This window comes from Mesorhizobium sp. ESP7-2 (assembly GCF_020164715.1).
GTDB lineage: Bacteria > Pseudomonadota > Alphaproteobacteria > Rhizobiales > Rhizobiaceae > Mesorhizobium.
In genome coordinates this window covers 406,874-422,075 of record NZ_JAIUGQ010000001.1, presented here as the reverse complement: position 1 = coordinate 422,075, position 15,202 = coordinate 406,874, and the positions used below count along the sequence as shown (strand labels likewise).

General features: G+C 63.3%; 12 protein-coding genes. 4 read left to right on the top strand and 8 right to left on the bottom strand.

All coding sequences use genetic code 11. The annotated features are described in order from the left end of the window. Nucleotides 1-89: 89 nt before the first annotated feature. The gene (locus LB543_RS02195) at nucleotides 90-1,250 is read right to left on the bottom strand and encodes a cysteine desulfurase family protein (protein WP_224612766.1); all 1,161 of its coding nucleotides are present in this window, start codon (nucleotides 1,248-1,250) and stop codon (nucleotides 90-92) included. 254 nt (nucleotides 1,251-1,504) lie between these two features. Between LB543_RS02195 and LB543_RS02190 the strand changes: the two genes are divergently transcribed. Then, nucleotides 1,505-2,179 (top strand): alpha/beta hydrolase, encoded by a 675-nt coding sequence (locus LB543_RS02190; protein ID WP_027028091.1) that lies wholly within the window; start codon nucleotides 1,505-1,507, stop codon nucleotides 2,177-2,179. A gap of 104 nt (nucleotides 2,180-2,283) precedes the next feature. Here the strand turns inward: LB543_RS02190 and LB543_RS02185 are convergent, their stop codons facing one another. From LB543_RS02185 to LB543_RS02170, 4 genes are read right to left on the bottom strand one after another with little or no spacing between them, the layout of a single operon-like run. After that, a complete protein-coding gene (locus LB543_RS02185; RefSeq protein ID WP_140809290.1) occupies nucleotides 2,284-3,105 on the bottom strand; it encodes a phosphatase PAP2 family protein in 822 nt (273 codons plus the stop codon). Nucleotides 3,106-3,130: 25 nt separating this feature from the next. Then, nucleotides 3,131-4,780 (bottom strand): ArnT family glycosyltransferase, encoded by a 1,650-nt coding sequence (locus LB543_RS02180; protein ID WP_224612765.1) that lies wholly within the window; start codon nucleotides 4,778-4,780, stop codon nucleotides 3,131-3,133. 33 nt (nucleotides 4,781-4,813) lie between these two features. Further along, nucleotides 4,814-5,146: a lipid-A-disaccharide synthase N-terminal domain-containing protein gene (locus LB543_RS02175; protein ID WP_214471789.1), complete on the bottom strand. Its 333-nt coding sequence runs from the start codon at nucleotides 5,144-5,146 to the stop codon at nucleotides 4,814-4,816. Then, nucleotides 5,139-5,873, bottom strand: a complete 735-nt coding sequence (locus tag LB543_RS02170; RefSeq protein WP_224612755.1) for a glycosyltransferase family 2 protein — start codon at nucleotides 5,871-5,873, stop codon at nucleotides 5,139-5,141. The genes LB543_RS02175 and LB543_RS02170 overlap by 8 nt, the downstream gene beginning before the upstream one ends. 320 nt (nucleotides 5,874-6,193) lie before the next feature. On the opposite strand from LB543_RS02170, the gene tyrS reads away from it, so the two are divergent. Then, on the top strand, nucleotides 6,194-7,447 hold the full coding sequence (gene tyrS / locus LB543_RS02165) for a tyrosine--tRNA ligase (protein ID WP_224612753.1): 1,254 nt from the start codon (nucleotides 6,194-6,196) through the stop codon (nucleotides 7,445-7,447). A 7-nt stretch (nucleotides 7,448-7,454) separates the two neighbouring features. Here the strand turns inward: tyrS and LB543_RS02160 are convergent, their stop codons facing one another. Then, nucleotides 7,455-10,835 (bottom strand): DUF3971 domain-containing protein, encoded by a 3,381-nt coding sequence (locus LB543_RS02160; RefSeq protein WP_224612751.1) that lies wholly within the window; start codon nucleotides 10,833-10,835, stop codon nucleotides 7,455-7,457. 95 nt (nucleotides 10,836-10,930) lie between these two features. Here LB543_RS02160 and LB543_RS02155 point away from each other — a divergent pair, with 95 nt between their 5' ends. After that, a complete protein-coding gene (locus LB543_RS02155; protein WP_140809275.1) occupies nucleotides 10,931-11,398 on the top strand; it encodes a peroxiredoxin in 468 nt (155 codons plus the stop codon). Between the two features lie 41 nt (nucleotides 11,399-11,439). Here the strand turns inward: LB543_RS02155 and LB543_RS02150 are convergent, their stop codons facing one another. After that, nucleotides 11,440-12,576 carry a GNAT family N-acetyltransferase gene (locus tag LB543_RS02150; RefSeq protein ID WP_140809273.1) on the bottom strand — a complete coding sequence of 379 codons (1,137 nt, stop codon included), beginning with the start codon at nucleotides 12,574-12,576 and terminating at the stop codon, nucleotides 11,440-11,442. Next, nucleotides 12,573-13,574, bottom strand: coding sequence for a sterol desaturase family protein (locus LB543_RS02145; protein ID WP_140755244.1), 1,002 nt, complete (start codon nucleotides 13,572-13,574; stop codon nucleotides 12,573-12,575). The genes LB543_RS02150 and LB543_RS02145 overlap by 4 nt, the downstream gene beginning before the upstream one ends. Nucleotides 13,575-13,876: 302 nt before the next feature. Here LB543_RS02145 and LB543_RS02140 point away from each other — a divergent pair, with 302 nt between their 5' ends. After that, nucleotides 13,877-15,181: a M23 family metallopeptidase gene (locus LB543_RS02140; protein WP_140809270.1), complete on the top strand. Its 1,305-nt coding sequence runs from the start codon at nucleotides 13,877-13,879 to the stop codon at nucleotides 15,179-15,181. Nucleotides 15,182-15,202: the final 21 nt, after the last annotated feature.

The following is a 15,202-nucleotide window of genomic DNA, read 5'->3' as shown; positions in this document are numbered from 1 at the left end:
CCGGCCAGCATGAAACGCACGGCTCTACCAGGCCGAAGCCCAAATCCGTTTTTCTCAAGCATCGGATTTTCGGTCCGATGCTCAAACCGCTACGCGGCTTTCTCTCTACCCGCCCGGCGCGCGGCAATGCCTGCCAGCGCGGCGCGGAACAGTTCGATGTCCTCGGCTCCGGTCGCGGCACCGACCGACACGCGCAAGGCGCCAAGGCTGTCACCGTACCCCATGGCCTTCAGCACATGGCTCGGCCCAACCTTGCCCGACGAGCAGGCGGAGCCGGCGGAAAGCGCCACGCCCGCCAGATCGAAGGCGATCTGGGCGGTCTCGGCTTTGACGCCGGGAATAGCGAAGAATGTCGTGTTGGCAAGCCTTGGTGCGCCGGCTCCGAAGATTTCCACATCCGGCACCAGCGTCTTGATCGACGTTTCGACCGCATCGCGACGCTGACGCACGGCACCGATGGCGTTCAGTCCGGCCAGGGCTTCTCGCGCGGCGGCGCCAAAACCGGCGATGCCGGGCAGGTTCTCGGTGCCGCCACGGTGGCCCTTTTCCTGGCCGCCGCCATTGATCAGCGGCCTCGGCATCATCAGGTCGGCGGCGGCAACGATGGCTCCTGCGCCCTTGGGGCCACCAATCTTGTGCGAGGACAGAATCACATAGTCGGCGTATCCAGCCGACATATCGATGGAAACGCGGCCCGCGGCCTGGACGGCGTCGACGGCAAGAATGCCGCCCGCCGCCCTGACGATCTCCGCGATGCGGTCGATCGGCTGGATGACGCCGGTTTCGTTGTTGGCGGCGTGGATCGCGACCAGCGGCAAGCCATCGGCCTTGTCGTGACCGCCGAGCGCCGCCGTCAAGGCGTCGAGACTGACGATGCCATCAGCGCCGACACCGATCCGCGTCACAAGGTCCGCCGGGAAGCGTCCGCCATTCAGCAGGCACGGATGGTCGGCCTCGCACACGTAGAGGCGGCTCATGCGAATGGCGCCGCGCCCCATCCGCCAGTCCGGCGTCAGAAGCGTCGAGGCAGCCTCGGTCGCGCCCGAGGTGAAGACGACATGCTCAGCCTTGCCATTGACCAACGCCGCGACGTCGCGCCTGGCATTCTCGACCAGCCTGTGCGCGGCACGCCCCTCGGCATGAACCGACGAGGGATTGGCTGCGTCAAACGCCGCGACCATGGCCTCGCGCGCCGCTGAAAGCAGCGGCGCACTGGCATTGTAGTCGAGATAGGCGCGTATCGCGGCCATTTTCGTCCAGTTCTTCCCGTCAGAAGCCATTCCGCCGACGTATGGCGTTATTTCCTTGAAATTCCAAGGCAAGCCGTCCTATTTACGCGGCTTGCGGCGAGTGCGACCGGGCGATCGCGTTTCGGCCACCCAGTTTTGAACAATTCTAAACTAGCTTCTAGGAAGACGCTCGCCCTGCGTCAAGGTCTGTGGAAGCGCGGCCAGAGGAAGAGTTCCGGGCGCCGCGCACTTGTATATGTCACGTGGAGTATTTCATGCCTGAGGTCATTTTTACCGGTCCGGCTGGCCGCCTGGAGGGACGCTACCAGCCCTCGAAGGAAAAGAGCGCGCCGATTGCCATCGTGTTGCATCCGCACCCGCAGTTCGGCGGCACGATGAACAACAAGATCGTCTATGACCTTTTCTACATGTTCCAGAAGCGTGATTTCACCACGCTGCGCTTCAATTTCCGCGGCATCGGCCGCAGCCAGGGCGAGTTCGACCACGGCACCGGCGAGTTGTCGGACGCGGCAGCCGCACTCGACTGGGTGCAGTCGCTGCATCCGGATTCCAAGAGCTGCTGGGTGGCCGGCTATTCCTTCGGTTCGTGGATCGGCATGCAGCTCCTGATGCGCCGGCCCGAGATCGAAGGCTTCATCTCGATCGCGCCGCAGCCCAACACTTATGATTTCTCGTTCCTGGCACCCTGCCCGTCCTCGGGCCTGATCATCCATGGCGACGCCGACAAGGTGGCGCCGCCGAAGGACGTGCAAGGCCTGGTCGACAAGCTGCATACGCAAAAGGGCATCACCATCACGCAGAAGACCCTGCCCGGCGCCAACCATTTCTTCGCCAACGACGCCGATGTGCTGATCGAGGAATGCGCCGACTATCTCGATCGCCGGCTGGCGGGAGAATTGTCCGATCCGCGGCCGAAACGGCTGCGCTAAGACATCAGGCGATCCGTATCCCCGGGCTATGAGCGGGCGGGCAATGCCCGCCTCCTCGACATGTGTCTTGTGTCTTGCCGCCGTGCTGATGGTCCGGCAGCGACCTATTTTTCAGGGGCAATAAGCCGGAACGATGGCTTGCGGACCGGCAATCCTGAAGGTGCCGGCCGGAAGATGAAGCCAAGCCTGGCAAAGACCAGTCCGCACGCCAACGCGAAGGCGCAGCCGAGGCCGAAGCCGGCAACGGTGTCGCTCGGATAGTGCGCGCCGACGAAGACCCTGGTCGAGGCGACGCAGGCCGTGACCGCCAAAGCGATGTACCAACGTCGCGGGAACAAAAGCAGCAGGATACCGAACACGGCACCCATCGTCGTGGCATGGCCGGACGGAAAGCCGGCAAAGCGCGCATCGAAGGCAAAAGGGTGCAGCGCAAGGACGCCGAAATCCTGGAAGTAGAGCGGGCGGGCCCTGCCAATGGCATATTTCAGGACATTGACGGTTAGGCCGGACAGGCCAACGGCGCTCAGCACCAGGAAAGCCAGACAAGTCCAACTGTAGACCAGCATCAGCGCGCGCCGCGAAAGGCTTCGCCAATCCGTCAGATTGGCCGCCACAAGCAGCAGCGCGGACGGGATGAGATACCAGCCGCCCAGTCCGAATTGCGTGAAGAACTCGGCAAGCCTGGCCACATCAGGCGACCATTGGCCATGCGCCACCCCTGCCGGCGTATCGAGACGGACAAAGGCCGCTGCCGTCAGAAAGACCCAGACCAGGCCCCACGCCCACCACGAAATGTTGGGATAGCGACCCGGGCGAACGGCAAGGCGCCGTCTTGCGATCTGCAGGGTGTCGCGAAAATTGCCGAGGGATCGGCGTCCTATCCCGAGGAGCGATCTGGAAACTGGAGGACGCGATTTCACGAGCATTGGGAACTCGACCCCATCACCGAAGTCATTGCGCTATACGGTAGAGACCGAGCGACAGTTTGTCTCCCGACGAATAGTTGAGGCCGTCGACTTCGGCGAGGCGGTTCGCCGACTTGCCTTGCACAGACAGCATGCCATTCAATTTCTGTTCGTCGCCGGTCGGCACCAGGCCCAAGGAGCAAGCAGGATCGGCGAGCAGATGTTCCGCCACGCCACCGACATCGGTCAGGACCGTTTTCGTGCCGACCAGGAACACAAGGCTCGGCTCCTGATAGCGCGCCGAGGCCAGCACCGTCGAGTCGCAAGGTTTGTTGGCGCGCACCGCTTCCTTGATCGCCGGGCTCAGCCAGATCGGCTTCAGCGACGGGGCGATGACCCCGAACAGCAAGGCGTAGGCGATACCCGCACAGGCTGCGGTGGCGCCGATGCGGGGCAGCGGCACCTGCAACTGCCGCGAAAAAGCAAAATAGCCGGCGCCGAGTGCGGCCGCGGCCGCCGGAATGCTCCACCAGGAGAAAGTGTGGGCAAGGTAGATCGGCGCTCCGATGCAGACCGCCGCCAGGCCAAGGCTGACCACGACAAGACCGAATGCGGTCGACCACCACAACCATTGCTGCCAGCGCCTGAGCGGCGCATTGGCATCCTGCGGTTGCAATGTCAGCAGCCAGCCGATCAGCAGCGCCATGCCGGGATAGGCCGGCAGGACATAATGCGGCAGCTTGGTGGGAATGAGTTCGAAGACGAGCCAGAACGGAATGTACCAGGCGAGGCAGAAGCGCAGCCTGACATCGTCGCGCAGACGGTTGAGGGCCTGCAGGCCAGCGCCGACCGCGATCAGGCCGAACGGCCACATGAACAGCGAATAGGTCAGCATATAGAAGCCGGGCGGCAGGCCGTGCGATTCCGCGCCTGACGCGACCTTGCCGAGCATGTCCTTGCCGACGGCCTGCTGCAGGAAAGCACCGTGGCTCTTCCAGGTGATCGCGGCAAGCCAGGGCAGCGCAATCACCAAGACAAGCAGCAAGCCGCGCCCAACCCTGAGCTTCGACAGCCAGCGCCCGTCGCGTTCGAAGGCGAACAGGACGGCGATGGTCAACGTGGACAGCAGCGGCGCAATCGGCCCCTTGATCAGGATCGCGGCCCCTTGCGCGATCCAGAAGATCCACCAGAGATGGCCGGCGACCGGTTCATTGCGGCGCGATGCCAGATAAATCTGCGCCAGCGCGCCTTGCGCCGCCACGCAGCAGGCCAGCAGCATCGCATCGGTCTTGGCGTCGCGGCCCTCGAAAGCGGTTGCGAAGATCGCGGCCATCACCAGGCCGGCCGCGAGGCCGGCATTGGCACCGAAGAGATTGGTCCCTGTCCAGGCGATCGCCAGCACGGCAATGGCAATGCCAAGTGCCGAAACCGTGCGATAGACCCAGATCGGTGCCTCGGCACCCTGCCCGCTCAGCGCCACGGCCGCCGATTGCAGCCAGTAGATGCCGATCGGCTTCTGATAGCGCGAGGTCTCCTGAAAGCGGATGTCGACGTAGTCGCCGCTCTCGACCATCTGTTTGGTGGCCTGGACGAAGCGCGGCTCGTCACGGTCGATCGGCGGCATGGAAGCCAGCCCCGAAGCCGTCATCGCCAGGCTGAACAGGAAGAGGAAGATGTAGTTCCTGTTCAACGCCATTTTTTGAGCCTCTCCGATCATTTCTTTTTGGGCTCAATCGACCTTGGTCATCGCCGCCTTGCGCTCATTGGCGATCAGCCAGAGATTTCTGATGTAGATGAACATGCCCATGGCCTGCCCGGCGATGAACACCGGATCCTGACGCTGGATGGCATAGATCAGAAGCAGGCCGCCGCCGAACAGCGAGAAGAACCAGAAGGCCACCGGCACGACGCTGCGCTTGGCCTTTTCCGAGGCGAGCCACTGCACGACGAAGCGCATGGTGAAGAAGAACTGGGCGATGAAGCCGAGCAGCACCCATGCGTCGAATTGCTTGATGAAGACCTGGTGAAGCCAGGTCGCCAATTCCTGAAGCACGTTAACCACGCCTGATTTCCTCTATCTTTGGCATTCTGCGGCGCCTGCGGCGCAACCACCAGACACCACAGAGATCGAGCACGCCCTGCAGGCCGCGATCGAAAATGCCGTAATTCGATTTGCCGTGCCGGCGCGAGCGGTCGACCACGTCGCAATGCACGACGCGATACCCCTCCTGGATGACCAGGGCCGGAACGAAGCGATGGGTGCCGTCGAAGAACGGCAGTTTGCGCAGGATGTCGGTATGAACCGCCTTCAGGCCACAGCCGGTGTCGCGCGTCTCGTCATGCAGGATGGCGTTTCGCAGCCAGTTGGCGAACCGCGACGCCAATTGCTTGACCTTGCTGTCGCGGCGCTTGAGGCGCTGCCCTTGCGCGGCGCCGAAATCCGGCCCCGCCTGGCGCAGCGCATCGACCAGAACCGGAATGTATTGCGGATCGTTCTGGCCGTCGCCGTCGATGGTCGCGACGATGCCGCCCCGTGCCGCCCAGGCGCCCGAACGCACCGAGAGGCTCTGGCCCGCGGACTTCTGATGCCGCAACTCGCGTAGCGCAAACGGGCGACGCGCCGCCTGTTCGGCGAGCACGGCGGTGGTCTCGTCGGTCGAGCCGTCATTGACGATGATCAGTTCGAAGTCGCGGCCAACCATCGCCGCCTCGATCTCGTCGATCAGCAGCGGCAGGTTTGCCGCCTCGTTCCTGCAAGGAATGACAATGGATATCAATGCGTCCGGCATGTCGCGTCGGGGCTCTGTCGTCTTATGTGGCATTCGGAGATGCCGTGCGGTGCCGCTCGAGGTCGTGGGCTGCAAGAACCTTGTGGCGCGGCGCCTCATTACGCCAGCCGAAACGATGAAGCAAGCATTCGTGCGGGGTGCTCGATGACGTTGTCCGCGCGGGTGCAAAACCGGATTCCACTTTTGCTGATGCCAATTCTTGGTTGGCGCGCGATCCGGCGCAAAACCGGAATCCACTTTTGCTGATCGCGCTTGGGTGCTAAACGCGCGCGTTCACATATGCCCGCGACGGACCGGGCGTACGCTTCGGGAAAGAAAACATGCCTGCCTTCAAATCCGATTTCCTGCGCACGATGAGCGAGCGCGGCTTCATCCACCAGACCTCGGATGATGCCGGCCTCGACACTATTTTCGCCAAGGAAACGGTGACGGCCTATATCGGCTTCGACGCCACGGCCAAGAGCCTGCATGCCGGCTCGCTGATCCAGATCATGATGCTGCACTGGCTGCAGCAGACCGGCCATCGGCCGATCGCGCTGATGGGCGGCGGCACGTCGATGATCGGCGACCCCTCCTTCAAGGACGAGGCGCGCAAGCTTCTGACGCCCGCGGATATCGACGCCAATCTCGCCGGCATCCGCCGTAACTTCATGCCCTACCTCAAATTCGGCAATGGTCCGAACGACGCGGTCATGGTCAACAATGCCGACTGGCTGATGGAGATCAACTACGTCAATTTCCTGCGCGATGTCGGTCGGCACTTTTCCGTCAACCGCATGCTTGCATTCGATTCCGTCAAGTTGCGGCTCGATCGCGAGCAATCGCTGTCGTTCCTCGAATTCAACTACATGATCCTGCAGGCCTATGATTTCGTCGAACTCTACAAGCGCCTCGGCTGCCGCCTGCAGATGGGCGGCTCCGACCAATGGGGCAACATCATCAACGGCATCGATCTCGGCCGCCGCATGGAGGATGCTCAACTCTACGCACTGACCACGCCGCTGCTCACCACCTCGTCCGGCGCCAAGATGGGCAAGTCGGCCTCGGGCGCGGTGTGGCTCAATCCGGAGATGCTGAGCCCCTACGAATTCTGGCAATACTGGCGCAACACCGAGGATGCCGACGTTGCCCGTTTCCTGAAACTCTACACCACGCTGCCGCTGGACGAGGTCGCACGGCTCGAGCGGCTGGGCGGCTCCGAGATCAACGAGGCAAAGAAGATTCTCGCTACCGACATCACCGCCCATCTGCATGGCCGCGCGGCCGCCGAACAGGCCAGCGAGACGGCGCGCAAGACCTTCGAGGAAGGCGCGCTCGCCGACACGTTGCCGACCGTCGAGACGGACAAGGCCGCTCTCGAAGCCGGCGTCGGCATCCTGTCGCTGTTGGTCAGCGCTGGGTTGGCTTCATCCAATGGCGAGGCACGACGGCACATCCAGGGCGGCGCCGTGCGCCTGAACGACCAGCCGGTAAGCGACGACCGTCGACTGGTCACGCTTCAGGATTTGAGTCCGGAAAACGTCGTAAAGCTTTCATTGGGCAAGAAAAAACACATCCTGGTGCGGCCGGCCTGAGAACCCCTCACCGATACTCGAAGATCGACCTGAATATCCCCGGCGCGATCACCGACAGCGGGTTGACGTCGAGCACCGGCTTGTTGGCATTGCCCCTGAGCCGGTAGGTGACGCCGATCAGGCCGCGGTCGCGGCCATTGCCCAGAAGCGCGCCGACGATGGGCAGTTCGCCGAAAATGCGGTTGAGGCCGTAGGCCGGCATGAAGGTGCCGGTCATGTCCATATTGTCGTTCTGGTCGTAGAGGATGCCCTGGAACGTCGTGCCGATGCGCGGGCCACGCAGCACGCCATTGGTCAGCTTCAGATAGCCGCTGCCCTTGTCGATCTCGGCGTAGCCACGTTCGAACTTCACCCGCGACGTGTCGAGCTGGCCCTTCACCGCCTGGTTGAGGCTGCGGCTGTCGCCGGCCGGCGTGGTCGAGACGATGGAGGCCAGTTTCGGTTCGTTGACGACGAAGAAGTTGCTGGTATCGACCTTGCCCTTCATCGGTCCGTCGCCGGCTCCCGTCAGCGCCATAGTGATCGATCCGCCTTCCATGTGATCATAGATGTTGAGGAACCGCAGGATGGCTCCGGCGTCCGCCGACTGCACGTTGAGCGAGCGCCTGCCGCCGCCGGTGGTGTTGCTGATGGCGATGGCTGCGCCGGAACTCGCCGTCGCGCTGACCTTCAATCCGTTGACCCTCGAACCAGCCGCACTGTAGTCGAGTTTCAGGTTGGACAGTTGCTCATCGTGGAAGCCGGTCAACTGATCGATATCGGCGCTGACGGAAATGTTGTCTGTTCCCGTCGTCTTGGTTGCGGTGTCCACGTCGGACGTGAACTGCTTGATGAGCGAACGAGCATCGAGCGCGTTGCCGGTGATGTCGACCGCATAGCCCTTGCCCGACCGCTTCACCGAAACCGCTACGTCGTCGCCCCTGTTCAAGGTGACCTTGCTGAACTTGGCCGAAGACAGGGCGCCGTTGACCAGCACGATGCTGCCGTCGACGGAGAACGTCTTGCCGTCGAGGTTGAAGTCGGACAGCGTCGTGGTGTCGCCGGACTTGGTCATGACGAAGGTGGCGCTGGCGGGAACCCCCGCCCCCTTGCTCCAGCCGGCCCAGGGAACGTCCACCCTGGCATTGGTCAGGTCGGCCGAGACATTCTGGTTGCCGCTGCCGCTCTTGTCGATCGCGACCTTCACCGTTCCGCCAAGCAGCGGCGTCAGGCCGGGCATGGCGGCGGCGCGGATCTTGTCATCGAGCACCAGGGCCACCTTGCGGCTGCGCGCCGGCCCGTCATCCGCCAGCGGCTCGACGAGGTCGAGTTCGGCCGGAATGCCGTTCAGCGATGCCTTGGCCGAAATGACAGCCTTTTGCGGGTCGACGGTGATCGAGCCATCGGCATCGGTCACGGTCTGTCCCTCGAACGGCTTGGCCAAGGACAGGCCGGTGTAGTCGAGCGACACCAGCCAATCGAGCTTCTCGGTATCGACCCCCGACTGCAGCGGAATGTCCGCCTTGACGTGGCCGGTGACGCCGCCGGAAAGGTCCTCCGGCAGAATACCGACATGGCGCATGGCATTGATCGGTTCGTAGGATGCAAGCTCGGCGACGGCGGACGCATCGCCGGCAACGTCGATATCGAGAGCGCCGATGACCGGCGGGCGGTTGGCTGCCTTGACGGTCAATGTCCCGTTGCTGGCCGCAACCATGCGGCCACTGGGCATGAAGACGGTGCCCGACGACAACGAAATGTCGACGTCGTTGCCGTGGAATCCGACGACGCCCACTGCGTCGCGGATCGGCGGAATGCGGCCTGCCGTGTCGAAACGCGCCCCCTCGATCTGGAAGCGGCCGAAGACCTCGTCGGCGGAAAGCGGCACGCCGTTGCCCAGGCGATCCGGCACCACCTGGAACTGGAGATTGGCGTCTACCACGCGGCCGCCGAACAGATTGTCCAGCACCCAGAGCCGCGCATTGCGCGCCGAAAACCACGGCCACAACTGTTTGACATGGGAGACCGGCATGTTGTGGACGTTGAGCGCCAGATTGATCCCGGGGGCCTTGCCGTCGACGAATTCCACCGTCGCGGTGCCAAGCACCTCACTGGAAGCGGCTGATCGAACGGCGATCTGCTCGGCCACCAATTTGTGGCTTTTGGTCTGATAGACGCCGGCGACGCGGGAGAGGAAGGTCAGCGCGGGCTCCGGCGATTCCGACGGCGCCAAGGTCGAGCCGTCGCTGGTCAGGTCGTAGCGGTAGGCGGGCTCCTCGCCCGCGGCGCCGGACGAGGGCTTTGGCCCGATGGAGCCGGCAAAATCGAAAGTCGAGCGGCCGGTCTTGAGCAGCAACCTGTCCACCTGGATCTTGTTGGAGCCATAGACAAGCGTCGCATTGATATCGGCATCCGCCTGCAGCAGCCCACGCGTGCCAAGATCCAGCACCGACCCGGTGGACGAAAGGGTGGCCGTCAAGCGTGATGCAGTGGCATCTGAGCCCTCCGATCCCGCCAGCTTCAACGCGACGGCTCCAAGCTTGCCGGAACCGGCAGCGGCGGCGCCGGCATCCGCCAGATTGATGCTGGCATGCAGGTCCGTCACCCGGTGCGCGGCGATATCGCGAGTGGCTGAGGCGGCAACGGTGACTGTCCTGCCGTCGACATCCGCCTCGGAAGTAAACTCCATGCCGCCCGGCCCCGACTGGACGACGGTCGCGTCGGCGATCTTGACCAGTTTGATCGACCCGGCATCAGGCAGCACGAATTCGACATTTCGGAGATCGATCCGGCGCATCGAATCTTCCCGCACGGCGTCGAGCGCGCGATGGATGTTGGCGAACACCGCGTCCGACAGTTTCTCCGGATCGACGAGGCCGTCCTGGTTGCGCAGCGCCGCGGTCCAGTCGCCGCCGGACGGCATCGCAGCCGTGACGATGCGGGCATCGGAGATCCTGGCACTGGTCAGCCGCACCTCGCCCCATAGAAGCGGCACCAGGCGCACGCCAAAGCGCACTCGCCCGGCATCCGCCATCGGTTTGCCATCACTGGTCTTCAGGCTGACATCACTCACCTGCAGCGCGACGAAGCTCGAACTGTCGAGTGTGATGTGCGCGGGCCCGACCGCGACATCGACGTCGACGCCCGCCAGCCTCTCTATGGCGCTCTCCGCTTCGACGCGCAGCCGGTCCGACCCGATGCCGGAAAGGCCGATGAGATAGACGGCCACCGCAGCCAGCATGATGAATGCGACCAGGCCGGCAAACAGGCGCGAAAGCATGCGGAAGCCGCGGCCGATCGCCGCCTGGCCGAGAGGCGGGACACGGCACGCGGACGGCAAAGCCCCCAGGTCGGTGATCTCGTCCCGCCTGAACCTGATCTTCTCGTGCTGGGGTTGCTCCTGATCCACGCAATTTTCCGTTGTACGAATTCGCTCGTGGACGAATCCCCGCTCGACACTATATCGCTGTGGCTGCGCGCGTAACCTCAAACAAGGGCATCGATATGGCCGACCTCGAAGTAGGCGATCCCGCGCCGCAATTCGATCTTCCACGGGATGGCGGCGGATCGCTCAGCCTGGCGGCATCCGCCGGCAAGCCGGTCGTGCTCTATTTCTATCCGCAGGACGACACGACAAGCTGCACGCAAGAGGCGATCAGCTTCTCACAACTGAAGCCGGAATTCGAGAAGGCCGGCGCCGTCGTCATTGGCCTGTCGCCCGACAGCGCCAAGAAACACGACAGGTTCAAGTCGAAATACGATCTCACCATCGATCTTGCCGCCGACGAAGAGCGCAAGGTGATCGAGGCCTACCATCTGTGGGTCGAGAAATCGATGTACGGCCGCAAATACATGGGTGTCGAGCGCGCGACGTTCCTGATCGGCCGCGACGGGCGGATCGCCAGGATTTGGCGCAAGGTCCGGGTCAAGGGCCATGCCGAGGCCGTGCTGGAAGCCGTTCGCGCGCTCTGAGCGCAGCCAAAGCCCACGCAGGCAATCGACAATTGCGGTCGTTACTCGTCAGATGCCTCGACCTTCGGCTGCCGCCCAGTCCTCCAGGATTTCGAAACCTGGCTCACATGATCGGCCAGCGCGGCGAGATGACCACGCAGGCCGCGCGCGCCCATCATCGATGACAGCGCGACTGACTGCGTGGCGAAGCGCCGCTTGAAATCCTCGCCGCCGCAGAGAAAGTCAATTGTGGCAAGACCACGGTCGAGCGACCACTGGATATAGTCCATCATCAGTACCATACCCGGCGAGCCGCGCTCATATTCGGGGTCGTAGGTGGTGACGAAAGCCATCATCGTGCCGTGCTGTTCGAAATTGATCGAGACGGCGACGATCGTGTCGTCAAGCTCCAGCACGAAGATGCGCAACAGCCCGAGGTCGGCCAGCACCGAAATGAGCGCGGCGAGAACCGGCGAGCCCTTATCGAACAGATCCGAGGCGCGACCATGCCGGGCGAGCCAGAGGCGCTTCAGCGTCGCGACCCGCTCGAGCACCGGCTCACGCGGGTCCTCCGCATCCAGGAGCCGGAAACGCAAAGCACCGCTCTCTTCCATGAACTTGCGGCCACGACGATAGTTCTGCCGGCCCTTCTTGGACAACGTCTCGAACCATTCCGCCCCGCGCTGCCAGGGACCCGCGACACGATAGCTGATTTCAGTGCGGTGGTTGGGCCGAAGCGCCTTGCCATGGGTAGGTTCCAGCAGGGCATGAACACCGGCATCCGGCAACAAACGGTTGAGATAGATCAGGTCGAAGCCGCCCTGGTCAAAAACATACTGCCAGAGGCGGGAGATCGCCCGCGGGTCGCCGTCGGGTGCAACCAGCGCATCGCCATAGTCACTGTGATCCTTCGCCGCCCATTCGAGCATGCGAATGCCGGAGCGCCTGAAGGTCGCGAGCGCTATCACGCCATCGAGCCGGTCGCCGTTCCAGGCAAGCCCGATTCTGAGTGCGCGCCGCTCCTGATGCGGGGTGGTGCGCCACCAAGCCGCGATCCAGTCCGGGTGCTGGAAGACAAGCCCGCCAGCCCGCTGCCAGAGCGCGCTCCAGGCCGGTGCGATCTCGGCCAGGCGCACCGCCGATGTCACGACTTCGAAGGTACGTGTCCGCGGGACCGCAAGCACAACGGGAGCGTTCATGGCCGTGTCCCTTCCGATGATCGCGAGGTGCGTGGCCGTGGCTTACCAGGCCGCATGCGCCTGGCGATATGCCCCCACATCCGCTTCAACGGCATGACGTAGAGGCCGGCGAGCGACTGGTAGTCACGCACATCGCGGTCGACCAGCCCGAACTTGAAGTCCTCGTCGGGCCTCGGCACGCACAATGTTCCGAAGAGCCGATCCCAGAACGAGAAGAGCAGCCCGAAGTTCTTGTCGTAGTGGCGCGGATCGACGCTGTGATGCAACTGGTGCCAATGAGGACACAGGATCAAATTGTTGAGCGGGCCGAACGAGATCTTGAAATGCGTGTGCCTGACGAAATCCATCATCAGGATGTTGCGCATGACGTAGACGTTGACGCCAAAGACGGTCAGTTCGACAAGGTTCAGCGAAATCAGCGACCAGATGCCGAAGCAGAACCCCACGATGAGGCCGTCCCAGGCTCGATTCATCAGCTCGTCGAGCGGATGGACCCTGTCCTTGGTGACCCCGACCATCACCTCGGCCGAGTGATGCACCTTGTGCAGTTCCCAAAGCAGAGGGTAGCGATGCTGGGCGACGTGATAGAGATAATAGGAAATGTCGTAGGCGAGCAGCATGCTGACGGTGAAGATCAGCACCGTCACCGGACCTGCCGGCCCCTCGATCAGAGGCGGCTGAAACTGGAACAGTGTCGAAAACAGCCAGTTGGTCCCGTAGCCCACCGCCGTGACGAAAACGATTCCGGCTGGCAGCATCAGGAAAGGCATCAGGGCCTTCTTCGTGACCCAGAACAGCAGGTCGGCCTTCGCGGAGGGATGGGTGATGACCTCATGCGGGATGACGAACTCGAAAAACTCCTTCCAGCTCTTCTCCTCGACCGTGCGCCAATAGGCCACGAGCGCGCTGACAAGGGCAGTCAGCAGCAAAAGCCCGGTCGCCAGCAGACTGGTGCCCGAAATCTTGTCGAGTATCTTGCCAATCAGATCGTTCAGCATCCCTACCGCCACGGTGAATCCGAAATACCAGCACGCCTTTACTCGAAAAACGTCAATCAAATGCAATCGAAGACAGTTAAGAAACCCAAGCCTTGCTCTGCGCACGACAGGTCGCTGCTGGCAGAACATTGGTGCTCATCGCCAACCATTTCGCGGCATGGCGGCCGCACCCTGGCGATTTACAAGCAACCTCTTGCCCGCGCTGCGTGCATTCGGCGCCGCGCAGTGGACAAGGCAAACCTTTGTTAACCCTAATAATGTGTAATCGGGCGGTCGTGGTGTCGTAACGAAAGCTTGGTCCCGTGAACGCAACCGGTCAGTCCGCAGTCTTCGGCAGGCGCAAGGAACCCCACACGGTCATCATCGCCCGAGGCAACGAGATCAGGCACTTCACGATCCGTCCCTGGCTCGCGGCATTCATCGGCTCGGCACTCGCCGCCATTGCCATCGGCTACCTTCTGGCCACATCCTATCTCGTGCTGCGCGACGACCTGATCGGCGCCACCACCGCGCGCCAGGCGCGGATGCAGCAGGCTTACGAGGACCGCATTTCGGCGCTCCGCGCCCAGGTCGACCGCATCACCAGCAGGCAGCTGCTCGACCAGCAATTGATGGAGACCAAGGTCAGCGAACTGCTCGAGCGCCAGACGCAGCTAAGCCAACGGCATGGCCGTCTCGGCCCGCTGCTCGAACGCGCCGAGAACGATGTCGGAACGGCGCCCGCCAACGATCCGGCCGCGGCCGCCAAGCCCGACAAGCGCGCCGAGGTGACCGGCAGCATCAACCAGCCCGCGCAGACCTACGCGGTCGCCGGCCTGGCCGCCGACCTCGGCACCGCCGACACCAGGCCCTTCTCCTTGTGGTCGACCCGCACCGATCCGCTGCCCAGCGATTCAGCCGCCGATCGCGCCGACAAGCTGTTCGTCTCGATCAACCAGTCGCTGAAATCCATCGAGAATGAACAGCTCAGCCGCATCAGCACGCTCGCGGACAATGCCTACAAAAGCGCCGATGCCATCCAGCAGGCGCTGCAGGCAGCCGGACTGCCGGTCGACAGCGATTTCGGCAAAAACGAAAACGATGTCGGTGGACCGTTGATCCCGCTCAACGCCTCCATGATCTTCGACACCAAGGTCAAGGAACTGGACGAGGCGCTGGACACGCTCGACCAGCTGAAAAAAGAAGCGCGCCGGCTGCCGCTTGCCAACCCCGCTCCCGGCCACCCCGTCACCAGTCCGTTCGGCGTGCGCACCGACCCCATCCTCGGCACCGCCGCGTTGCATTCGGGCATGGATTTCAGGGCGCCGATCGGCATGGCGGCCAAGGTCACCGCGCCCGGCATCGTGACCAAGGCCGGCTGGAACGGCGGTTATGGCCGCATGGTGGAAGTCGATCACGGCAACGGCTTTGCGACCCGTTACGGGCATCTCAGCGAGATCGACGTGACGGTGGGCGAAAAGGTCGACGCCGGCGCAACTATCGGCAAGACCGGCAGCAGCGGACGCTCGACGGGCCCGCATCTCCACTATGAAGTGCGGCACAATGGCGAGGCGATCGATCCGCTGCGCTTCCTGACCGTCGGCAAGAAAGTCGCGCAATATCTCTAGCAAGGGCAACCGCTCGCTTGC